The organism is Pseudoalteromonas sp. R3 (assembly GCF_004014715.1).
GTDB lineage: Bacteria > Pseudomonadota > Gammaproteobacteria > Enterobacterales > Alteromonadaceae > Pseudoalteromonas.
Genome location: NZ_CP034835.1, coordinates 4,005,440 through 4,028,210, shown reverse-complemented (window position 1 = coordinate 4,028,210; position 22,771 = coordinate 4,005,440). Strand labels below are relative to the sequence as shown.

Genomic DNA, 22,771 nt, shown 5'->3' with positions numbered 1-22,771 from the left:
TAACTTAACTAAAATGGAAGAGAATTATGTCTAAACGACTAGCAAACAAACTGGTATCTCCAATTGGCTTAGGCTGTATGGGAATGAGTGAGTTCTACGGTGAGCGTAATGATGCGCAATCTCTGGAAACGCTGCACGCTGCGCTGGATATGGGTTATAACCATTTCGATACTGCGGATATGTATGGTCAGGGTCACAACGAATCGTTGCTGGGCCAGTTTGTCAGTGACATTGGTAGTAAGCGTGATGATATCGTCTTTGCCTCAAAATTTGGTATTCGCCGCGATCCAAACGACAAATACAACCTGATCATTGATAACAGCAAAGAATATGTCAAAGCAGCGTGCGAGGCGTCTCTGAAGCGTATGAACCTCGAAGCGCTGGACATTTATTATATGCACCGCCGTGACCCGAATGTGCCTATCGAAGAGCCTATGGAAGCACTGGCTGAGCTGGTTAAAGAGGGCAAGATTAAGGCCATTGGTCTGTCTGAAGTCTCTGCCGATACACTGCGTCGTGCAAACCAGGTACACCAGGTTGAAGCACTGCAGAGTGAGTATTCACTGTGGAGCCGTGATATTGAAACTGAGATCCTGCCTGCCTGTATTGACTTGGGTGTGCAGTTTATCGCTTACAGCCCGCTGGGGCGTGGTTTCTTAACCGGGCAGATCAGTAAAGAACAAATCGAGCAGGCGGATGTGGCTTCAGATTTCCGCGCCAAACTCCCTCGCTTCCAGAAAGAAAATATCGACACTAACCTGGCGCTGGTTAATAAAGTGGAAGAGATCAGTCGCGAGCTGGGTTGCTCAACAGGCCAGGTTGCACTGGCGTGGCTACTGAGCCGTCATGAAAACGTCCATGTTATCCCAGGCACCAAACGCGTGAAATATCTGCGCGACAATTTCGCGGCACAGAACGTCACCCTGTCTGACTCGATCATTACGTCTCTGGATGAGTTGTTCTCTCGCGACAATGTTGCGGGTGAGCGCTACCCGGAAGCGATTCTGGCAGGCACTAACCTGTAATTCTAAGTTCCGGCACCCAGGTTTGGGTGCCCCTCAACAAAAGAGTATGTGTAATGGTTAAGCAAGTCTTAATTGTAGGGGCCGGACCAACAGGCATGGTGCTGGCGCTACAACTCAAACGTTTAGGCGTTGATGCAACCGTGATTGATTCACGTGTGGCTGCCGGGTCCGGTTCTAAAGCGCTGAGTGTGAACCCGGCTTCGTTAGATATTCTGGATGATTTGGGCGTGACGGAGCAGTTGCTTGCACGTGGCAAACAAAACCAGAGTGTAAACTTAATTTATGAAGGTCAGCGTTTGTTTAAGCTGGACTTTAAACAACTGAACAGTCGCTTTGCGTACTTTTTGATGCTGCCACAACCAGATACCGAAGCAGCATTGCAGGCGCGTATGGCCGAAATGGGCTGTGAGGTGGAACGTGGCACGGCGCTGGTCGATTTGCAGCAGCAGGGTGCTCAGGTACAGGTGACGCTGTCCCGAGATGGCCAAGTATATAAAGATACCTATGATTATGTGGTTGGCTGTGATGGCGCGCGCAGTCGTACCCGGGAGTTACTCAAATTACCCTTCAGTGGGTACGATTATGATATGCATTTTGTTCTGGCGGATGTGAAGGTGCGCTGGAACCGTGACACCAGTCAGAGCTATTACATGGTCAGCGAAGATGGGTTCTTTATTTTGCTGCCACTGACCGAGGGCTATCACCGAATTGTTATTAAGGTTTCCGGGGCGTTTGACCCTAAGCAGACCATCGACTTTGACCTGATCCAGGCCTATTTACGGCGCCTTGATCCTGATCTGGAGATTTTCGAACCCAGCTGGATTTCCTCAGCCCCCTTTTATAATCGTGAAACCAGCCAGTTCAGACGTGGCAATGTGTTTATCTGCGGCGACGCCTGTCACTTGTTCAGCCCGATCGGTGGTTTTGGTATGAATACAGGCATTGGAGATGCGTATAATCTGGCCTGGAAGTTGGCTCAGGTAGCTAAAGGCGAAGCGCCAGACGTGCTGTTAGATAGCTATGACACAGAGCGCCGCCAGAACGCCAAATCGTTACTGCGCCTGACTGATAAAAATACCTCGCTGATCGCGCGTCTTGACCGGCACTCGGCAGATGACGAAGCGCTATTTACGCCCAAACAGAAAAATCGTCCCTTTATTCGCCAATTTGTTCAGGCGGCGGCTGGTTATCAGCTTGATTATGCTGCAACTGAGTCAGTCAAAGGTGTAGGCCGTATTTATTTACCCCTTGATCTGCAAGGTTATCGGCACCAGGGCACTGGATACACCTTGTTTGCCAGTGATGCTGCATGCGCGGAGCGTTTGGCTCAACAAGTGGCGTATTCAGGTGAACAGGCTCGGATCCAGGTATGTCAACGAGACACAGTGGCACATCAATTTGATCCTGAGGCCGAGTGTGTACTGGTCCGGCCCGATAAGATCATTGCCTTCAGTGGCAATGAAATACAGTGCAGCCGTTTTTTAAATGACACACTGTTACTGGCTGAGAGTGCCTGATCATGAATGAAATAAGAGCACTTGGCACTTTAGAGCGAAAAATGGCAACTCTGCACGATGTGCAGGGGAATGCTCAGACAACGTCTTTACTGACACTTGGACAACAGCTCGACGAGACAAGGCTGGCTAAAGCGATGACACGCTGGTTACAGCTTAATCCGGCACTGATGTTGACACTGAATAATCAGCAGGATGCTTTTACAGAGGCGCCTGCAGTTGGGCAGCTGCACGAGCTAGATTTGGCGGAAGTTGCACATGACAAGGCTCTGGAGTCGTTGATCCAGGCGGTGTTGAACACGCCATTACAGCCGCAGCGGCAATTGTGCTCTGTTCTGCTTATCCAGCAGCAGGATACGGCGATAAGCCACATTGCCCTGACTTGTCACCATGCATTGGTAGATGGTCACAGTCTGGCCTACCTGCTTGACCAGTTGCTGCATTGTTATCACAACCTGACACATAGCGAGCGCAGTGAACTTGCACCGGCGATTGAATCTCAGCTGGAGCGGGCGCGAGGTACTGCTGCGACCCTGCCATCCCACATGGGGTGGCCCGTTGTCACCCAGGCAAAACCGGCCCAGCGACACACCCGGTTTTGCCGACAAACCATTGAACAAGACGCTTTGGTTGCACTGAAAGCCATTGCCAAACACAGTGACAGTGCGCTCAATACGGTCCTGACATACATTTTGACTCAGGCCATTAAACAGGTGCACAGCACAGGCAAGTTACGCCTGTTAATGGCTATCTCACTCAGGCAGCGTACCTCAGTAAAAAGCGCCTCTTCTGCACTTGGGTGTTTGATTGCCGTCAGTGCTTTGGATATGCCTGGCAGCACGAACTGGCCAACTTTTGCTCGTCAATTTGATCAGCAGTTAGCACAAACGATTGATGCTGAGCTTGGCTATGTGCCGCCAATGGATGAGCAATCTTTGCTCCGGTTACGCCAGAGTGCGGACAACCCGTCACGCTTTGGCTGTGATTTTGCCATGACCAACCATGGTGTGGTGCAGTTTGATACCGCCCGACACGGCGTGGTTGTTCGGGAGTATGCCAATTTTGCCAATCGCAATGCCGGAAACGTTGGGATTGCATGTCACCTGGCAACCTCAGGGCACAGGTTGAACTGTGTCTTCACTTACTGTGAGCCTCTGATGTCAACGGCGATGGCACAGCAAATTAATGCGCTGTTTAGTCGTCAGGTGAGCGCGTTTATCGAACAATATCAGGAGATTTATCATGAAGCGAGCTAGACTCACCACCTCCCAGGGCACCATCAGTTATCTGGAGTCGACCGGACGTGGCCCCACTTTGATATTTTTGCATGGGAACTCTTCGCAAGCGGCGGCGTTTGACGCCCAGATGAACTACTTCGGTGCGCATTTTCATTGTCTGGCTGTGGATTTTCTTGGCCATGGTGAGTCGTCTGCTGCACATCAGAGTGATGCTTACAGCTTTGCCGGATGTGTGACTCAATTACGTGATTTCATCGGTGCATTGCAGCTGGATGAATGTGTCATCATTGGCCACAGCCTGGGGGACACGTGGCACTGGATGCTTTGCCTCACTTACCTCAGGTGAAAGGCGTCGTACTGGTAGGCGCACCACCATTTTCAGCCGATACTGCTGCGCAAGCGTTTAAAGAAGAGCCATCTCAGGGGCGTATTTTTCGCTCTGAATTGAGCGATGAGGATGTTGAGCAGGTGTGTGGTCTGTTCGTCAATAAAGAGCAAGTTTCTTTGGCACAGTGGCTGAAAGTGTCGCACAGTGTTGAACTGACTCAGCCCGGTGTGCGCGAAGGGATCCTGGCAGGTCTGCAGAGCGGGCCAATATGCGATGAAGTTGCGTTGTTACAGCAAGCTCAGATCCCGTCACTGGCCATCACAGGTGAGGCAGATCCTTTCATTCACTGCGAGTATGTCACGGACCTGGAGCAGCAAATTGCACAGTTTCAGGCCCACACTTTTACGGGTTGTCATCATTGTCCCCATGTTGAGGATGCCCAGCAGTTTAACCGTGCACTGAGCGCTTTTTTGGAGCGAAGCCTGAATGATAAGGTCATGCGAATAAGCCGGTTAAACAGCGAGGATCAGACCTTGCATCAGCAGGTTGTAGCACGTCCTGTGGTGGCTGCCGGACAAGTGCTGGTGAAGGTGACCGGATGTGGTTTCTCGGAGCTGGACCAGCGCATTTTAGCGGGTGAATATCCCCAGCTGTTGTCGCAAAGTGCTCTGGTACCGCTGAGTCAGTTTATCGGCGAAGTGGTTCATGTGGCAGATAGTCAGAGTTCGCTAAAAATTGGCGAGCGAGTGTTTGGGTGTTTGCTGGCAGAAAGCCAGCGGCTGGGCGCGCTGGCGGACTTTGTGCTGGTGAGTGAACAGCATGTGATTAAAGCACCTGAGAAACTTGATGATAAGTTGCTGGGTAACCTTATTTACCCGTACAGCAAAGCCTGGCTGATACGGCAAAAACTCAAACATGTTCAGCAGGGACGGGTTTTGCTGGTGGGCCGCGATCGGTTGTCGACCACCCTGGTTGCAGATGCCTTGCTAGAAGCTGGCTATCAGGTGAGCTTGTTAGTAGATAATAAACTGCAAAAGCAGACGCTTATCCAGAGCCAGGTTGCTGGGATTGAGACTGTCACCACAGTGCAGCTGGAAGAAGATGCCTTACAGGGAGCCTTTACCACTGTGATAGAACTGGAGCCTGTGATTGATCCGCAGCTGCTGTTGCCACTGTGCTGCCATGATGGGGATTTCTTCACCTTCCATTATCACCGGGAGTTCCCGACCAGGGCACTTTATGGGCGAGGTTTGAGTTTACACAGTCTGGTACCAATTAACCTGCTGATGGAGCAGCTGCCGCGTTGTTCAGTACAGGAGCTGCTGGCGGACTGTCGTCGTGATATTACTCGGGTGGCCGCCATACTCAGTAATGAGGGCACGCTTCAGGTCGGGCCTCTGCGAGTGGGAAATGGTGACAGGCTGAGTGTGGCCAGTGGCCAGGATTTTGTACTATTTCAGCAAGTGAGTGCGCAGCCATGTTGAGGCGCACTAAAACCGCGCAGGCAAGTAATTTACTTGCCTACCTGTTGTGGGCGTCAGCAGCGATTTTTTTCATCAGCTGACACACATTGCCCTGTTTGATTTACTGAGCCTGAGAATTGTCCTGGCGACCGTGATGTGTCTGGTGTTAGTAACGCTGATGGGGCAGCAAAGCGCGTTGCTTGCGTTGCTGCGTGGCCGGTTTAAGTTAATCGCTCTCAGTGCCATGCTTATTGCCAGCAACTGGCTGCTGGTGATCAGCAGCATTAGCAGTGAGCAGCTCAACAGTGCCAGTCTGGGATACTACCTGGCACCGGTCCTGACTTTACTATTACTTAAGCTGGTTAATCGTGAAGGGCTTCAGCTCAAAGAATATGTGTGTCTGACCTTGTGCCTGTGTGGCGTGATGTTGTACATCAAGATGCAAGCTTATGCTGCGCTACCCTGGCAGGGGCTGGTTATCGCCTTAACGTTTGCACTGTATGTGGTGCTCAGACGCTACTTGCGCGAACCTGCGGTAGTGGTTCTGGCGGCGGAGCATGTGTGTGCTGCATTACCCGCTCTATTGTATTTGGCGTGGTCTCATTATACTGCGTCGGGTAGCGGTTTATCCCATCAGTTGCAGCAGGGCGACATAGTGAAACTGTGCATTCTGGGTGTGGTAACCACATTGCCTTTGTTACTTTATAACTTTTCTGTGAAACACCTCAGCAGCGCATTTGTGTCTCTGTCTCAGTACCTTAATCCGACACTGATGTTGTTGATTGCGGTGCTCCTGTTTAAAGAAGTCGTGATGGCAGGTCAGTGGCTGGGACTGGCATTTATCTGGGGTGGTATTGCGGTGTACTTTGTGTTGGCTCAGCGTGCGCAGGCACAGCACGCCGTCTAGTCAGCAGTTAACGATGTGGTTCTGTTTACCGTCGAGATTATGAGGGATTAAAAGGAGAGCAACAAATGGGAACCGTTCGAAAACACGTGGAAAATTGGAACAGACAGCTGTATCCCGCCACATTTCAGGGCTTTGTTGAGCGTGTGGAGCAGCCGGTTGCGGCTGAGCTGCTGGCTCTGAGTAAACAGGCAAATTTTGCGGACATCGTCTGGTCTGGGGCTGATGCCTGTATGGACGATGTCTGGAGCACGATGACAGTGGCACAGCTGCAACAGATGTTAGAGGAAGGCGGTGCTGACTTGCCTCGGTTATGTTATGTGCGTGTTGAGCCTGAATTACTGGCAAGCAAAGCGCGAGTCGCTGATCTGATCGATACACTGGAGTCGGCACTGACACATAAAGTGTTTCGCTTCAGGCTGGTATTGCAAGAGGCATATCGTATTGGCAGCCAGGAGCTCAAAAAGGCATTGCGAGTCTGCGACCTGATTGGCTGCGATCGGATCGCATTTGAAGATTGCCTGGGTGGGTTTCGCCCTGCCGGGGTTGAGAATTTTATGCTGTGGCTCGCACCCAAGGCGTTGGCCTATGAGCTGAGTACGGAATTTATCTTTTATTCTTCAAATATTGACGCTCATGATAATGCTCTGCGTGCAATAGAGCACGGTTGCAACTACTTGCAGGTGAGTGCTCACTTTTTTAATCGAGAGCGATGCGCTCTGGCAGTAGGCTCTGTGCTGGAAAGCTATGGTGACTATCAGCGATTTTTTGACCTAGCGTTGCTCGAAAAATATATCTGTCTACGCTTATTTGGTGGTGATGAAGCATTTGTCGAGCAAGAAGCGCTGCAAGTAACACCAGCTCCCATAGCTGGAACTGCGAAAGTGCAAGTGACGCCGACAATAAGAAACGATGCTCCTGTCTCACTGCGCTTTGAGGTCAGTGACAACGACTGGCATGTGCGTTTGCTGCTCAAGCGCGACTCGCAGAGCGTGGATCTGGGCGAGCGGGTACATCACTATATCTTGCTGTTATTGGTGCGTGAATATCATGAGCAAGCGATGAAAGCCTGGGAAGCGGGTGAAAAAGTCGATCCTTTGCTAACGGGGTGGGTTGAGCGTGAGCTATTGCATCGTATGATTGGCGACAATGAAACTCAGTTTAATGTCAAACTGTGCCGTGCTAAAAAGCAGTTAAATGATGCTGCAAAAGCTCTGGGTCTGGATGTCTTTGAGCCCTGTGCCTACAGGCAGGGCGCATTGCGTATTAATTTTAGCCATGTTGAAGTCCTCAAAGGGAATAGTTGTGAAATCGCTATTGAAAATTGGCAAATAGCGGAACCTGAACCTGATGAACAGGCAATGGCAGCTTAATAGCACGACTACAGGGTATTGTATTTCTGTATCTGTGTGAATAAATACAACAATACCACTCATAGGTTATTTCGTGAATCAAGTGTAAATAATGCACCATGATGGTTCATGATTAATTTCAATATTTGGTATATGATATTTTTATCGTCTTTGTTGTAACTGCTGAATGTCGAATTGTTGTTGTGAATGGTATTTTTCTATTATCTTCAATAAAAGCTAGTATTATTCTAACTATCATCTTGAAATAATATATCCACTTAAATAGGTTTGTTTATTTTGTGGATATATTATTTGTAACAGAATATGTTTTTTACTTTTTAAGGTACTGCCTTAGATAATCCCGAAACTCATACCTTTAGCTATCGCCTGAGAACGGTTCACCACGTTCAACTTAGTGAATATATTAGACAAATGAAACTTGACTGTACGCTCGGATATACTGAGGATGATAGCAATATCACCATTGTTCTTACCCTCTTTGGCCCATTGCAAGACTTCAAGTTCACGCTTGGATAGTTGCGGCATGCCAATTTTTCGTCGTGTGTTTTCACCATCGCGTGAAAACAGTTCGTGAAAGTGCGGCGCGATGTAAGACAAGATATGCGCGTCTGCTTTATTGGTTATGGCCTCGGTCGAAATAGACAGTAAGGTAGAGCCACTGTGGTTGTTGACAACAATAGATAAGCCGTGACTCCCCACATATTTCTGAGATAAAAACTGAAAATCACTGGAGTATTGCTCTTTCGCTGGAGAGAACTGAAACGCACTTTGCCAGTCAACCACCTGGTTGCTTTGAGAAAGCGCATTAAGAACAGGATCTTGTTGATAGAACTTACGTTGAAAGTAGATATCCTGCCACTCATTGCTCAAGTTGTAGGAAAATAGTTGAGAGGGACTTGTAAGTTGGAATTGATTTTGTACATCAATGGCCAAAATCGCGGATTTGATGGGAATGAGTTTGTCTAGTTTATTAAATAAGTTATTTACTGAAGTACTGTCATTTTCCGATTTTACACAGCTATCGACAAAATCCAGTGTTTGGATCAATTTATCCTTATCAATCATATTAAGCACACCATAGTTACGTTTTAATGAGAATTTTTATTCTATGGTGAGTGCATGGTTAGTCAAGTGTTAATTTGTGAAGTTTTTGTCCCGGGTACAGCTTGGTTACTGGAACGGATGGTAACCAAGCTCCGGCTTTTTAAATATATTTTATGCAGCTTGCAGATAAGATATATTTTCTGCAGGTTCTGGTGCGGTATTTGTCAGATAAAATTGGTTACAGGCAGAAATAAACTGGCGTACATCAATTTTGGCTGCAACGGTTCTCACTCCATCTGGCATAGTCACCGTTTTTCCCAGTATTTCACATGGCAGGCCTTTACGCTTTAGTAGTGACAAAATCTGTCTTGAAACAACGATATACCAGTATTGAATATTATTTTGCTGTGCATGTGCCAGTAATCCTTTTATCAGCAGGTCACACACTGTAAAGGTGTCTTTTACCTTGGCATCTCTGGAAATGATGTCTACAGCAAGACGTGTTACTTCTGCACTGTTTTTCTCAAACTGATAGTTTTTATCTTCAATCAGAAAGCTAAATGTATCATTCAGCAGCCAGGGCGAATGCTCAGGAGTGATACGCATGTAACCTTTCACAGTATCTTCCTGATAGGCCATGACATGAGTGCTGGCAAAGTCGTACTTATCGATTTCCATTTTACTTTGTTCTGTTTTTACCCAGCGCAGTTCTTCAGAGAAAACACTGTGTCTGAGTTTAAAGCAGTCGATAAGTTTGTTTGATGCACGTGTTACCAGTACCTGCCAGTTGTTTTCGATGATTGAGATTGCCTTAGTCATGGTTCAGTTCCTTTTTAATTAAGCCGTTTCGCATTACTACGTTTTTTGTTAAGCCGTGTTGCTTCAATACGACCCATTATAGGGAGCGCTGAAAATCGCATAACCGATCCAATGGGCAGCTGTACTGTTGGACAGTGAAAGGCTCTGAAATATACAAGCGTTAATTGTAATTGTATGAAATGAAACGAAATATTGCGTTGTGTCTGTAATGGGGATAGGGCAGTACAGTGGACAGGTAATCAAAAACTAGCACAAAGGAAATATCATGACTGCAATTGAAAACTGTACAAAAACACTGTCCACGATTAATACCATAAACCCTGACTCATCCTGTTTTTCTATTCTTAAACAGCTGGTCGCGAGTCACTATGAACTGGTTCACGAGGCCATTATTGAGCCTAAGGTTGACGAGTTCGTCTCACTGAAAAAGAGCGCCAATGGCTGTGAAGAGTATTTGGCGGCCTATGGGATTACCTATGCAGCAAACAAAGCCTTATTCTCGGAGCAATATATAGAAGGAGATAACATTGAAACCCATGTGCTCGATACATTAGGCATAGAGCTGTCTCGTCAGGAAATTTGTGAGATTGGTGCATTCTCGTCTTTTAAGGGACGAGGTGGTGCGCTCAAACTACTGGAGTCCTTACCTTATATTATGTGGTCAAAAGGTCAGAAATATACCTTAGTGACTGTTACCCCCATCGTTGAAAAAATGATTGGCCGGCTGGGGTTTTATTTTCATGAAGTAGCGCGGGCCAGCGTCGAGATGTTACCACCACAGCAGCAATCGACCTGGGGGCGCTACTATGAACATAATCCCAAAGTATTGTTAGTTGACCTGGCTGCCAGTTTGCAAAGTACCTTGCCTTTATTATTTGGCAAATACCAGGTCGCTGAGTTGAGATTGAATGAGCATGGTAAAGTGCTGAATCATTTGGAAGTGGCTGCCTGAAAGGTGCAGCCTGAACGCCACCAAGTGGCCTATCTGAGCAAACCTGACTGCCTGGACAGGTGCGCAAAAACAGCGTCGTATTAGCATATGACTGGTTGATTCATTACATTTAATCAGGAGCAAATATGACGAACATCACGACTATGAAGGCCCTCAGAATTCACGAATACGGTGGGCAGAGTAAACTGCTTGAAGAGCAGGTCGCACTGCCCAACGTTGCTGAGGACGACGTACTGATAGAAGTGGCATATACCAGTGTTAATCCGGTTGACTGGAAAGTCCGCGAAGGCTGGTTGGCAGAAGAAGAGCTTCATCAGTTGCCTTTGATTCTGGGTTGGGACGTTGCCGGGACTATTGCTAAAGTCGGCGAGAACGTGACGGATTTTCAGGTTGGCGAGCCGGTGTATGCATTCGGCGATCTGACCAAAGACGGTGCTTATGCACAGTTTATCAGTGTGAATGCTGCTTTGCTTGCAAAAAAACCACAGAAGTTGGATTTTGCACAAGCAGCATCTGTCCCGCTTACCTCTTTGACCGCCTGGCAGGCGATCAATCAATTGGCTGATATCGATTCTGAGACATCGATCCTTATTCATGGTGCCAGCGGCGGTGTTGGCAGCTTCGCTGTGCAGTTTGCAAAGCGTCTGGGTGCCACCGTTACGGCGGTTGCATCAGCAAAGAATCATGATTACTTGCGTACCTTAGGCGCAGATCAAGTGGTTGACTACAATACACCGGACTATCTGCAAGATCTGGGTCAGTTTGATGTGGTCTTTGATATTGTCGACAACGATGTTGCGGGTATTTACGACACAGTAAAAGCAACTGGCAAATATATTTCAACACTTAAAACACACGAGTTACCAGCCCGATATGACTTCGCACACGAGCGCGTATTGGTAATGCCAAACGGCGGTCAGCTTAGTGAAATTGGGGCATTAATTGATAACGGGGAAATCAAGCTTCCGGAAATTGTTGAAATGCCTTTTACAAGCATTGGCGAAGCCCATGCCTTATCAGAAACCGAGCATGTGCGCGGCAAGATTGTCATTAGCATCTAATTTTTCAGTTCAATATTGCGGCTCACGCTCGTCCTGGCAAGCGCCAGTAGATTTTGGAGCCGCAGATACGCTGTTAGCCCAATAGGATAAAAGGAACAAAACCATGAACAAACTGATCATCGGACTGCTGTGTGCCACCGGATTGTATGTTGCACCTCAAACACAAGCCCAGCAGAGTGAACACGATAAACAAATTATTGCCAAACGCACCGTAAAAGGTCATTTAACCACGGGGGTAAATAACTACTGTGGACGTAAATTATTCGAATTCCCGGCGGCTTACGATAGCCTCAACGACTTGTCTTTTCAGTTTGTTGGCGAATACGATCCAACGCCGGGTGCGCTGGACGCCAAACCATTGAGTGCCGAGAACTGCGAGTCAGATACCATTCTTGCTTCAACGACGGATCCTATCAATGTAGCCTGGTTACAGAGTTTTCTTGATATGCCAGACGCCGATCCCAGACTTAAAAATCGCCCCATTATGGATAAGCCAACCTATGTCGACCTGATCGGTAATCATGGCTACATCGAGCGTCGTTTACCAGAGCACTCGAACCCTGTGCCATTTTTTGACGGGCCGAAAGAAGAGATCACCTTAGGCTCATGGTCTAAAGCGCGTGGTCGTTACAAGTTCCAGTGTTATAACGATAATTCGGCAAAAACTGTAGCCAGGTTCAAACACTTGTTCCCCAACTCAATGTACTCGATGCTGGCGGTCTGGGATCGGGCAGGCGAGTTAGTGGTACAGCCTTTCGGTGGGCTGCCGAATGTATTTATCACCGACAAGCGTGGTAATGCGCGTTATGAAAAAGAAATTAACGGCTGTCCGCTACTGCCTACTGAGGATGGTAGCTCACTGCTGTATCTGATCATCAGTTATCACCCGAATGCGTCTATCACAGGTGCCTCTTCCTTCATTACCGCAGCACCTGCAACGGTTATTGACAAAGATGGCAGTGTGTTCGAAAGCACGCAACCACCCGGCATTGTGATCCACGACCAAATCATGTTCCCTATTAATGGTCTGGAGAAGATCCAGTATGACCAGCCACTAATTGCCAAGTAAGCCGGAGGTCTGAGTGGATATTGCAACTTTATCATTGCGCACTCAGGCTGACTTGATAGCGTCTGGTGCGCTATCAAGTGAAGCGCTGGTGCGTCATTATCTGGATATGATTTCAAAACATAATGGCGAAGTGAATGCCATTGTTCAGGTGGCCCGGGTTGAAGACCTGATTGCACAGGCGCAAGCCGCGGACGAAAAGGTACGTAGTGGCGCACCATTGGGCCGCCTGCATGGTGTGCCCATGACAGTCAAAGACATGTGTAAGGTCGCCGGTTTCCCCTGCACCATGGGGACGGAGGGGCTGACAGGGTTTGTGGCCGAAGAAGATGCCACTATAGTTGCGCGGGTCAAAGCGCAAGGAGCCATTATTCTGGGCATTACCAATGTGCCTGAATTACTGATGGCGTTCGAGACCGATAACCTGGTCTATGGCCGAACCAATCATCCACTTGACTCGCAACTATCACCCGGTGGCAGCAGTGGGGGTGAAGCGGCTGCTATTGCATCGGGATGTTCGCCAGCCGGACTCGGTTCAGATTCTATGGGCAGTGTTCGTGTACCAGCCAGCATGGTGGGCATTGCCGGGCTAAAAGTCACACAAGGTCGTTTACCACAAACCGGACGGGTGCCCATGGAAGGGGCCAGTCTGCACGTAAGATCAGCATCTTATGGCCCTATGGGTCGCTATATTGATGACGTGGCTTTACTGTTGGAGATCATTGCCGGGCCAGATGGCATTGATCCGAACACCATGCCTGTGCCCGTACAGGATTACCAGCGCTGTGATATCTCGACGCTGGATGTGGCCTGGTATGAAAACAATGGCTGGTGCGAAGTTCAGCCGGAGATCGCGCAGGCATTGCGACGTGCCGTCGATACACTGGCTCCGTTTGTGGGCTCAGTGACCAATGAGGCGCCGGCATGTCTGAATAAAGTTAAGTCGCTGGCTCTGGAGATGATTGCGTTTGGCGCTGATGGCGGGCAAAGCTGGTATCAGGGGGCGAAATTATTGGGTAGCAAAGCATTGTCTCCCTTGTTTGAGGCCTTTTTGGAGTCTGCATCGTCTTGTCAGCTGACGGTCACTGAATTACGCGGCCGGCTGCGTGAGTGGGATCAATACAATTTTGCCATGCAGGCCTTTAGCCAGCGTTATCCAATCACTTTGTGCCCGGTCAGTGCCACAACGGCGCAAGCCCACGGACACTCAGTAAACCAGATTGACAATTACACCTTTACCATGGCTTACAGCTTAAGTGGCCAACCTGTTGCAACTGTTTGTATTGGAAAAGATAATAACGGTTTGCCAATTGGAGTACAGGTGGTTGGGCAGTTGTGGTGTGAGCATCAGGTGCTGGCGGTTGCATCGGTACTGGAGCGTGCCTTTTCTCAATCAGGTGCAGCCAATTAAAAAAGGAGTGTTTAATGAAATATATAGTTATGTTGGTGGCGTGTGGTTTTCTGTGGGGGTCTCAGTATATTTTTAACGCCATTGCCCTTGAGAGCATGCCTGCTTTGTGGATCGCAGCATTGCGCTCTACCATTGGCGCACTGGTGCTGATTGTTGCTTGTTACTTTCTGGGCTTGAAGCGTGAGCCAGGTCACTGGCGATTACTGTTTGTGATTGGATTGCTGGAAGCCACCTTACCCTTTTTGCTGGTTGCCTGGGGTCAGCAAACGACGGCGGCGTCTCACGCTGCTGTCATCACAGGCATGAACCCGTTACTGACGATTTTGCTGGCGCCTTTGTTACTCAAGGACAGCGATTTTAGCGTCAAAGGCATCCTGTGCGGATTAATAGGCTTTGCCGGTTTGCTTTATCTGTTTTTACCTCAGCTTCAGGCGCAATCAGCATCCCAGTTTGTCGGTGCCGCGGCCATCTTTATTGCAGCACTGAGTTTTGCGCTGAGCTTAATTCTGGTGAAAAAGCTTGAGCATTTGCATCCGGTTGTAGTTGCCCGTGACGTTATCGCGCTCTCCGCATTGCAATTGCTACCGTTAGCGATGTTGTTTGCGGATCTTAATGTCACACAGATAAGTGTTGATGCGATGCTTGCCAGCGGTTATCTCGGCGTGTTCTGTGGTGGTGTGGTCTATATTCTGTTTATGCAATTGATCATGAGTAAAGGACCTGCATTTGCTTCGTTCAGCAATTACCTGGTACCAACAGTTGGGGTATTACTGTCTTATCTGGTGACGGATCAGGCATTTGACTCTCGGATCCTGGTGAGTCTGGTGATTATCATGTTTGCGATTTTTGTTTATCAGTATCAGGGCAAACGCGGCAGTGCGTCACAAGAGGCGCCGTCAGTGGTACATAACAGCTAAACCACAAAAAAGCCCTGATATTATCAGGGCTTAATTTAGGGTTACCGACAGTAATGCGGATTATGCAAACGCATCCTGTAGTGGCGGAACGACCTGCTTTTTACGGCTCAGTACGCCATCCAGCCATACCCGGCTATTTTCAGGGGTGACCTGGTAGGCTTTTTCTACAATGCTTTCGTCATCAGATGCGATCAGCATTTGTGAGCCTTCTTTCATGATATCGGTCAGCAGCAGTAATACTGAGTGACGGCCGCCTTCTTCTTTCAGCTTAGCAATGTCAGCTTCCAGGTCGGCTTTGATGTCATCAAATACAGACAGGTCAATCACTTCCAGCTGGCCAATACCAACCAGGTTGCCATTCATGTTGAAGTCTTTAAAGTCACGCATAACCAGATCGCGTGCTGGTGTACCTTCAACCGCTGATTTTACTTTGAACATGTCCATGCCCAGTGCTTTAAAGTCTTCTACGCCTGCAATTTCAGCCAGCGCTTCAACACATTTAATGTCTGCTGTCGTACAAGTCGGTGACTTAAAGATCACAGTATCGCTTAGGATTGCACACATCATCAGACCTGCGATCCCTTGTGGGATTTCAACGCCGTAGAAGTCATACATCATTTTGATGATGGTGTTACTACAGCCAACCGGACGGATCCAGCATTCAAGCGGCGTTGAGGTAGTCAGGTCGCCCAGTTTATGGTGATCTACTACACCTACAACGGTTGCTTCATCGATGTCATCCGGTGCTTGAGTCTTTTCGGTATGGTCAACGATATAGACTTCTTCACCCGCATAGCTTAGTTTTAACTCCGGCGCTTCAAAGCCAAAGCGGTCCAGAATAAACTGAGTCTCAGGAGAGATATCGCCCAAACGTGTTGGGATTGCTTCTTCACCGATCTGGTTCTTCAGGTAAGCCAGTGCAATTGCACCACAAATTGAATCTGAGTCAGGGATCTTATGTCCCACTACATACATTGCCATTGACGGTTCTCCAAAAAAATTTGTCGCCATTCTAGCAAAAATTAACCACAAGAAAACAGCATAAGCGGGGCTAATCGCAGCTTTTTCATGTCGTGTCATCTTATGAAACGCATCATGACAATGGCGTTTGGATAAGAAAAGGAGCAGGCAATGTTGAAGAGCATTTTCTTTTCGATGAGTTTGGTTTGCCTGTTTTGAGTGCAACTAAACGGGATGGTAAGTTAGCTGAACTGTGGTACCGCCGCGCTAAATGAGCGTAAGCTGCTTTGTGTGTTTACTCATTTCGGGTGAACACACATGACCCAGATAATTGATTATCCTAAGTTTCATCGCTACATTACTGAATACATATGTTGGTTCTGGTAGTGCCAAGGAGGCGTTAAATGGAAAAAGCTTATCTGGTGCTGGCCTGGCTGGGGCTGGCTATTTTCTTGTATTCCATTGCTATTCGCCAGCTGAAGCGGGCGGAGTTTACCGGGCCGATGTGGTTTGTGCTGTTTGGCTGTGCGTTGGGATGGTACTTCCAGGGATCACTGTCTCTGCGTCTGGAGAACTTGCGTGAGTTTTTGCCGCTGGTGGAGCTGATCCTGGCCATTTTTCTTTTCTCTGACGCAGCAAAAACACGGCTCAGAGTATTGTTGCACTCTTATCAACTTCCCCTGTTATTACTGCTGGCATTGCCTCTGACTATGGGTCTGGCCGCGCTTGGGGCACATTGGATACTCTCATTGCCCTGGTTACCGGGACTGATTTTGGCCATCATGTTGACACCGACTGATGCTGCGCTGTGTCAGAGCTTTATTCAGGATAAACAAGTACCAGCGAACCTTCGTGAGGCCATCAATGTCGAAAGTGGTCTGAATGATGGCTTGTGTGTACCTGTTTTTCTGTTTTTATTAAGCAGCGGCCTTCATACTCAAAAGCCTTCAGGAGACTCACTTTTGATGCTGTTTTTGCAGGAGGTTGGGATTGCACTTGCTGTTGCATTAGTGTTAACTGTTGTCGCCATATGGCTGATAAAATTGACCTACCACCATCACTTTTTTGCCGCTAAAAGCAGCCCGTTTTTATTTATCGGCATTGCTATTGCCATCTTTTCGCTTACTCAGCTATTGGGGGGGAGCGGCTTTATTGCGGTGTTTATCAGCGGCTTGTTGTTTGACTATGGATTTCGTGATGCCTTTAAAGACAAATTAATAGAGGAAAGTGAACAAATAGCAGAGTTAGCCGCCTATGTCCTGTGGGTCATTTTTGGGATCAGCGCCAGTGTGTTGTTGTTTACTGCTTTTGAATGGCAGGTATGGCTTTATGCTTTGCTGGCTGTCGTCGTGTTTCGTTTTATTCCTGTCATGCTGCTGTTAATGCCGACTCGTTTGGACTGGCGAGCACAGGTGACGCTGGCCTGGTTTGGGCCCAAGGGGCTTGCCTCTGTAGTGCTGAGTCTGATGCTGTTGGGTTCCAGCCTAACGTATAGTTTATTATTGACGAAAATTACCGCTGCGACGGTACTGCTAAGTATTTTTATCTTTGGTGTAAGTGGCCATCTTGCAGGCTCTTTTTTGATGAAAAAACAATAGTGCATTTACACAAAGTGTCACCCATCTGAAATAAAAAAGTCATCAAGTGTCCCTAAACTGTGCCGCGGCTCAGATGATTACGTTTTAGGAACACTACAATGAATAAAAAGCTATTAGCAGTGGCGGTATCTGCCGTCTTATTGACCGCATGTAACGATGACGACACCAGAACGGTTGAAGTCGTAAAGGAAGTCGAAGTTGCAAAAGAAGTCGAAGTTGAAAAAGAAGTAGTAAAAAAAGTTGAAGTCGTAAAAGAGGTGGAAGTGCCTCCGACTCCCGTGACTCAGGTTAAGAATGTAATCCTGATGATTGGCGACGGTATGGGTGCCCAGCAGGTTGGTTTACTGGAAGAGTATGCTCGCCGTGCACCTAACTCAACATATAATACTAAAAACAACCAAACTGCGCTGTCTAAGCTAGCTGCTGGTGGTCATTTGGGTCTGTCTCTGAACGCACCTCATGGTGCAAATGGCAGCCTGGTTGTAGACTCGGCGTGTTCAGCAACTCAGCTGGCGACTGGTAAAGCATCGGGCTCAGAGATGATTGGCCTGGATGACCAGGGCTACATCATTGAAACGATTCTTGAAAAAGCGAAAAAAGCCGGTAAAGCGACAGGTCTGGTTTCTGATACTCGCCTAACACATGCAACGCCAGCGGCCTTTGCAGCGCACCAACCACATCGTTCCTTAGAACCTGAAATCGCCGTTGAAATGGTTGAAAGTGGCATGGTTGATGTCATGCTCTCTGGTGGTGCACGCGTATTTATCCCATCTGATATTAAAGAAGATGCTGCTGACCAACAGGTACTTGCAGGTCTGGGTATGCCTGCCAGTGTCTATAAAAAATCTAAGCGCAGTGATGACCGTAATGTTGTTGTTGAAGCAAAAGAAAAGCATGGCTATGCATTGGCGTTTGATAAGGCGCAGTTAGCAAAAACGGATACTGACAAACTGCTTGGTTTGTTTGCCAACTCGGGTATGGCAGATGGCATTGCTTACAGAGACTGTAAAGCAGATGACAGCTGTACGCAGCCGTCTCTAAAAGAGATGACGGTTAAGGCACTGGATATCCTGTCTAAAGATGAAGACGGTTTCTTCCTGATGATCGAAGGCGGTCAGATTGACTGGGCAGGCCATGCGAATGATGCCGGCTGGATGTTGAACGAACTGCTGAAGTTTGATGAAGCTGTTGAAGCCGTTCATGAGTGGGCTAAAGCGCGTACAGATACGTTGGTATTGGTCACCGCTGACCATGAAACCGGCAGCTTTGGTTTTAGTTACTCAAGCCACAACAAGCCAGAAGGCGTATTGTTACCAGGTGATGGTATGAATGGCGCCGAGTATAAGCCTAAGTTTAACTTTGGTGGGCTGGGCATTTTGGATACCTTATATGGACAAGTGGGCACCTTCTACGACGTGCTGGGTGAAGTGAATGGTGATTACAACTACACCGATGCGACAGATCAGCAATGGAAAGAGGCTATTGAGAAATACACGCCATACACAGTGACATTAGAAGAAGCTGCAAAAGTGAATGCCTCAGACGCTCTGAATAGCAGCAACTACCCATTGCCTAAATTTGAAGATTTCTCCGATTTCTATGTATATGACACAGAAGACTTTACTGCAAAAATCGGTCGTGTAGTGGCGAAGCAACAAAACGTAGTTTGGGGCACAGGTACGCACACTGCGGCTCCAGTACCTGTCTATGCCTTTGGTCCGGCGGGCGTGACTGAGCAGTTCTCTACGCTGCAACACCATGTCGACATCGGTACTAAGATGATCAAAGCGCTGGGTTTACAAGACGCAGAGTAAGTACTAACTTTTAAGGATAATCCATAATAACAAACATGTAAGATCTGGAGATCTTGTTAGGCCACTGCAGTGCAGTGGCCTTTTTTGTTTTACCGAAAACAAGGCCCTCTCGGATGCGCTTTAAAATGGGTTACAGTAGCGCAACTTATTTCAGCTACTGTGATTTATCTAACAACAAAGCCTCCAAATCTGCCTGGCTCATAGGCTTGGCGTAAAAGTATCCCTGGCCATAGTCACAGCCTGCTTGCTTGAGTAGTTCATGTTGCGTGGCGGTTTCTATGCCTTCGGCAATGACCTTAAGACCTAGCTGATGCGCCATCATGATCATGGTTTCACACAGCACCAGGTCGTCTTCGTTGTGTTCTATGCCGTCAACAAAGCGTTTGTCTATTTTGATAAAGTCGGTGTCCATTTGCTTAAGATACGCCAGCGATGAATAGCCGGTGCCAAAGTCATCCAGCGCGACCGAAAAGCCTTGCTGGATAAGCTGACCAAGCCGTGCCTGACTGCGGCCTTCTCCTTGCATCATCAGGCCTTCAGTGATTTCAATGACCACGTCTTCGGGTTGCAAATTGGCGTTGTGGAGCTGTTCTTGCCACTTCAGCAGGCTGGTGTGCTTGGCGTTGAACTGCACCGGCGATACGTTCAGACTGATCTGGAACGCACCATGACGTTGTTGCAGGCGGCTGAGTGTTTGCAGAGTTTGTTGGAAGGCAAACTCTCCCAGTTGATGGATCAGCTGAGTTTCTTCCGCGAGTGGGATAAAGTGGCCGGGGCTGATCATGCCTTTATCGGGATGCTGCCAGCGGATCAGGGCTTCGGCTTTATGGATCTGTTGATCTTGCATGGTTACAATGGGCTGGTAGTACATCACAAACTGTTCGTCAGATAGCGCCTGGCGCATATCTCTGAGCATCAACAGGCGCTGCTCGCTCTGCTGACGTAAAGTCGAGTCGAAACACGCGTATCCGTTACGGCCCTGATCTTTGGCTCTATACATGGCCTGATCGGCTGCTTTTAGCAATGACTCACTACTGTCACCATCACGGGGGCTCAGTGCAATGCCAATGCTGGCACCCACATGGCAGGACTCTCCATCCAAAACAAAGTCCTGTTTAAATACTTGCTGAACCCGCTCTGCCAGGGCGATGGCTTTTGCCTCACTATTGCAGTGCTCACAAATGATGACAAATTCATCACCGCCGATCCGCGAAAGAGTGACGCCGGTTTGCTCAAGTGATTGCAATGCTCTGGCTACCAGGGTGAGTAGTTGATCGCCGTAGTAGTGCCCCAGGGTGTCGTTGATATCCTTAAAATGGTCAATGTCCATTAACAGTATGGCTAGTTGCTTTCCTGGCTCAGCCAGCAGATTATTGAGGTGCTTTTTAAGACTGGTCCGGTTGGGCAGATCGGTTAATGAGTCATAGTGACTTTGTCGCCAAAGTTGCTCATCTTTGAGTTTATTGTCGGTTATATCGGTGAAAATCGCGACTCTGCGATAGGCTTCCTGTTGTTCATCATAGACGGTATCTATAGTCAGCCATTCAGTATACAGTTCTCCATTTTTTCTCTGGTTAATAATTTCGCCCTGCCAGCGTCCGGTATCACTTAATGCGTGCCACATTTGGCGGTAAAAGGCACGATCGTGTTTGCCTGAATTCAGGATTGCGGTGGTTTTGCCTATTGCCTCGTGTGCAGAGAACCCTGTTACCTCAGTAAAGGCGCGATTCACATCGAGGATATAACCATGGGCATCCGTGATCACCATGCCTTCACTTGAGTTGTTATAAACCAGTGCTGCCAGATTCAGTGCTTCTTCCTGTTGCTTGCGATGGCTGATATCTCGGATAACAATGACGGCCTCTTCAGCATGGCTCATGCCCTGAACTCTGACTTCATAGCCCTGCTGGTTTTCGCCCTGTGTGTATTCAAGTAACAGGTGGGACTGCTCTTTGAGTAGTGTCAGTGCAACACGGATCCGTTTATGAATATGATGGGGAAATAGCTCACTCAGTGTATTGCCCTGCTGCACTAGTACGCCATGCTTGGCAAGCACCTGGCCCTGAGCATCAACGCGTAAGTAACTATCGGGTAGTGCCGACAGCAAGGTTTGTAGTTCAGTATGTTTATGCGTTAATTGCTGCTCGGTTTGCAGGCGTACGTTGGCCATGTTTTCAAAATGCTCGCCCAGTACGGCCAGCTCCTGAGGCATAGTATGGCTGGTGAGATCCAGTGTGCGCCCCTGCGCGAGCGCGGCAATGGCCTGTCGGAACTGTGTCAGTGGTTGTAACAGAGTTTTGTGCAGGCGGTAGCGGGCCAGCCAGATAAGCAGGCACAACAAGATAAAAAAGCTACTTAAAACCAAGGCGAAGTGGCGCTGTGTTTGTTGCCAGGCATCTTCAAAGGGGAAAGCGAAATAAATAGCCAGCTCACCTCGTGCTGCAAGCAAAGGCAGACGAATGTAAACATGGTGATGACCGTTAGCATCATTGAGCAGCACCGCCTGTTCATTCAGGTCTTCGGGCCAGTCTTCGCTAACGGCTCTGCCTAAAGGCGCGTTGCTGTAAGGGTATTCTGCGACAATCGCGCGGGTATGATCGGCCACCATCACACGTGTACCCTGCGGCAGCGTCAGCCTGGATAGCGAGCGGCTCCAGTGCGACAGGCGTTTGACGGCAATGATCACCATGGCAAGCTGTCCGTCCTGATAGACGGGGTGAGCAAAATTGAGTGTTGCACTGTTAATACTTCTGTCATGCTGGTACTCACCAATGCTGAATGTGCCTTCATCGATCGCTTGCTGAAAGTAGGGGCGATCGGCAATCGAAATCGGACCTGATATTCGAGATAGCGAGCAGGTGACATTACCATCCGGCGTAGCCAGGCCAAAATTAGCAAAGCTGGGTGACAGATGCTGTGCACTCGATAGCAGCTGTGGACATACGCCTGGCTGGTGTTGCAACTCTCTTGGCTGATAGGCTAATTGCTGCAGCAATCGTTGTGTTGAGGCAATTTCAGCATGTTGCAGTGTGGCAACTTGGTTGGCATACATTAACGCTTGTTGTTCCTGCATCTGTAGCATATTGCTTCGCTGTGCAAATAGCAGAGCCAGGATCAATAAAAACCCAGGCAGACTGAGCACTAGCATCAATCGGTAAAATCGCTGTTTTATTGATATTTCTTTAATAATACAAACTCGCCTGGTTATGAGGTGGCGGCATGATACAAGCGCAGCGCGCTTTAACCAACCCGTTTAACCTAAATACTAGTCGAGAGTTATTAAA

The 22,771-nt window shown here is 48.3% G+C and carries 18 protein-coding genes; 14 read left to right on the top strand and 4 right to left on the bottom strand.

Going from position 1 to position 22,771, the window contains the following annotated elements:
• The first annotated feature begins 26 nt into the window (after positions 1-26).
• From ELR70_RS22735 to ELR70_RS22705, 7 genes are all read left to right on the top strand, one after another.
• Positions 27-1,025: an aldo/keto reductase gene (locus ELR70_RS22735; RefSeq protein ID WP_054014836.1), complete on the top strand. Its 999-nt coding sequence runs from the start codon at positions 27-29 to the stop codon at positions 1,023-1,025.
• A gap of 53 nt (positions 1,026-1,078) precedes the next feature.
• Positions 1,079-2,542 (top strand): FAD-dependent monooxygenase, encoded by a 1,464-nt coding sequence (locus tag ELR70_RS22730; protein WP_054014835.1) that lies wholly within the window; start codon positions 1,079-1,081, stop codon positions 2,540-2,542.
• A gap of 2 nt (positions 2,543-2,544) precedes the next feature.
• Positions 2,545-3,795, top strand: coding sequence for a condensation domain-containing protein (locus ELR70_RS22725; RefSeq protein WP_054014834.1), 1,251 nt, complete (start codon positions 2,545-2,547; stop codon positions 3,793-3,795).
• Entirely contained in the window at positions 3,782-4,123 is a 342-nt protein-coding gene (locus ELR70_RS22720) for an alpha/beta fold hydrolase (RefSeq protein ID WP_128064728.1), read from the top strand. Before ELR70_RS22725 ends, ELR70_RS22720 begins: the two co-directional genes overlap by 14 nt.
• Positions 4,087-5,589 (top strand): alcohol dehydrogenase catalytic domain-containing protein, encoded by a 1,503-nt coding sequence (locus ELR70_RS22715; RefSeq protein WP_128064727.1) that lies wholly within the window; start codon positions 4,087-4,089, stop codon positions 5,587-5,589. The genes ELR70_RS22720 and ELR70_RS22715 overlap by 37 nt, the downstream gene beginning before the upstream one ends.
• Before the next feature lie 46 nt (positions 5,590-5,635).
• Positions 5,636-6,475 carry an EamA family transporter gene (locus ELR70_RS22710; RefSeq protein WP_128064726.1) on the top strand — a complete coding sequence of 280 codons (840 nt, stop codon included), beginning with the start codon at positions 5,636-5,638 and terminating at the stop codon, positions 6,473-6,475.
• Positions 6,476-6,540: 65 nt separating this feature from the next.
• Positions 6,541-7,845 carry a hypothetical protein gene (locus ELR70_RS22705; protein WP_054014831.1) on the top strand — a complete coding sequence of 435 codons (1,305 nt, stop codon included), beginning with the start codon at positions 6,541-6,543 and terminating at the stop codon, positions 7,843-7,845.
• A gap of 330 nt (positions 7,846-8,175) precedes the next feature.
• On the opposite strand, the gene ELR70_RS22700 is transcribed toward ELR70_RS22705, so the two are convergent.
• Positions 8,176-8,910, bottom strand: a complete 735-nt coding sequence (locus ELR70_RS22700) for a LuxR family transcriptional regulator (protein ID WP_054014830.1) — start codon at positions 8,908-8,910, stop codon at positions 8,176-8,178.
• Positions 8,911-9,060: 150 nt separating this feature from the next.
• Positions 9,061-9,708, bottom strand: a complete 648-nt coding sequence (locus tag ELR70_RS22695; protein WP_054014829.1) for an acyl-homoserine-lactone synthase — start codon at positions 9,706-9,708, stop codon at positions 9,061-9,063.
• Between the two features lie 265 nt (positions 9,709-9,973).
• On the opposite strand from ELR70_RS22695, the gene ELR70_RS22690 reads away from it, so the two are divergent.
• The 5 genes from ELR70_RS22690 (at position 9,974) to ELR70_RS22670 (ending at position 15,115) form a co-directional block, all read left to right on the top strand.
• On the top strand, positions 9,974-10,660 hold the full coding sequence (locus ELR70_RS22690; protein WP_054014828.1) for a thermostable hemolysin: 687 nt from the start codon (positions 9,974-9,976) through the stop codon (positions 10,658-10,660).
• 125 nt (positions 10,661-10,785) lie between these two features.
• Positions 10,786-11,721 carry an NADP-dependent oxidoreductase gene (locus ELR70_RS22685; protein WP_054014827.1) on the top strand — a complete coding sequence of 312 codons (936 nt, stop codon included), beginning with the start codon at positions 10,786-10,788 and terminating at the stop codon, positions 11,719-11,721.
• A gap of 103 nt (positions 11,722-11,824) precedes the next feature.
• Positions 11,825-12,790 carry a hypothetical protein gene (locus ELR70_RS22680; RefSeq protein ID WP_054014826.1) on the top strand — a complete coding sequence of 322 codons (966 nt, stop codon included), beginning with the start codon at positions 11,825-11,827 and terminating at the stop codon, positions 12,788-12,790.
• Positions 12,791-12,803: 13 nt separating this feature from the next.
• Positions 12,804-14,198 carry an amidase gene (locus ELR70_RS22675; protein WP_054014825.1) on the top strand — a complete coding sequence of 465 codons (1,395 nt, stop codon included), beginning with the start codon at positions 12,804-12,806 and terminating at the stop codon, positions 14,196-14,198.
• A gap of 14 nt (positions 14,199-14,212) precedes the next feature.
• Positions 14,213-15,115 carry a DMT family transporter gene (locus ELR70_RS22670; protein ID WP_054014824.1) on the top strand — a complete coding sequence of 301 codons (903 nt, stop codon included), beginning with the start codon at positions 14,213-14,215 and terminating at the stop codon, positions 15,113-15,115.
• Between the two features lie 60 nt (positions 15,116-15,175).
• Here the strand turns inward: ELR70_RS22670 and ELR70_RS22665 are convergent, their stop codons facing one another.
• Positions 15,176-16,096: a manganese-dependent inorganic pyrophosphatase gene (locus ELR70_RS22665; protein WP_054014823.1), complete on the bottom strand. Its 921-nt coding sequence runs from the start codon at positions 16,094-16,096 to the stop codon at positions 15,176-15,178.
• Positions 16,097-16,479: 383 nt separating this feature from the next.
• Between ELR70_RS22665 and ELR70_RS22660 the strand changes: the two genes are divergently transcribed.
• Together ELR70_RS22660 and ELR70_RS22655 are read left to right on the top strand one after the other, a co-directional pair.
• On the top strand, positions 16,480-17,673 hold the full coding sequence (locus ELR70_RS22660; protein ID WP_054014822.1) for a cation:proton antiporter: 1,194 nt from the start codon (positions 16,480-16,482) through the stop codon (positions 17,671-17,673).
• A gap of 98 nt (positions 17,674-17,771) precedes the next feature.
• Positions 17,772-19,487 (top strand): alkaline phosphatase, encoded by a 1,716-nt coding sequence (locus tag ELR70_RS22655; RefSeq protein WP_054014821.1) that lies wholly within the window; start codon positions 17,772-17,774, stop codon positions 19,485-19,487.
• A gap of 154 nt (positions 19,488-19,641) precedes the next feature.
• Here ELR70_RS22655 and ELR70_RS22650 read toward each other — a convergent pair whose 3' ends face one another.
• A complete protein-coding gene (locus tag ELR70_RS22650) occupies positions 19,642-22,635 on the bottom strand; it encodes an EAL domain-containing protein (protein ID WP_082353155.1) in 2,994 nt (997 codons plus the stop codon).
• Between the last annotated feature and the right edge of the window lie 136 nt (positions 22,636-22,771).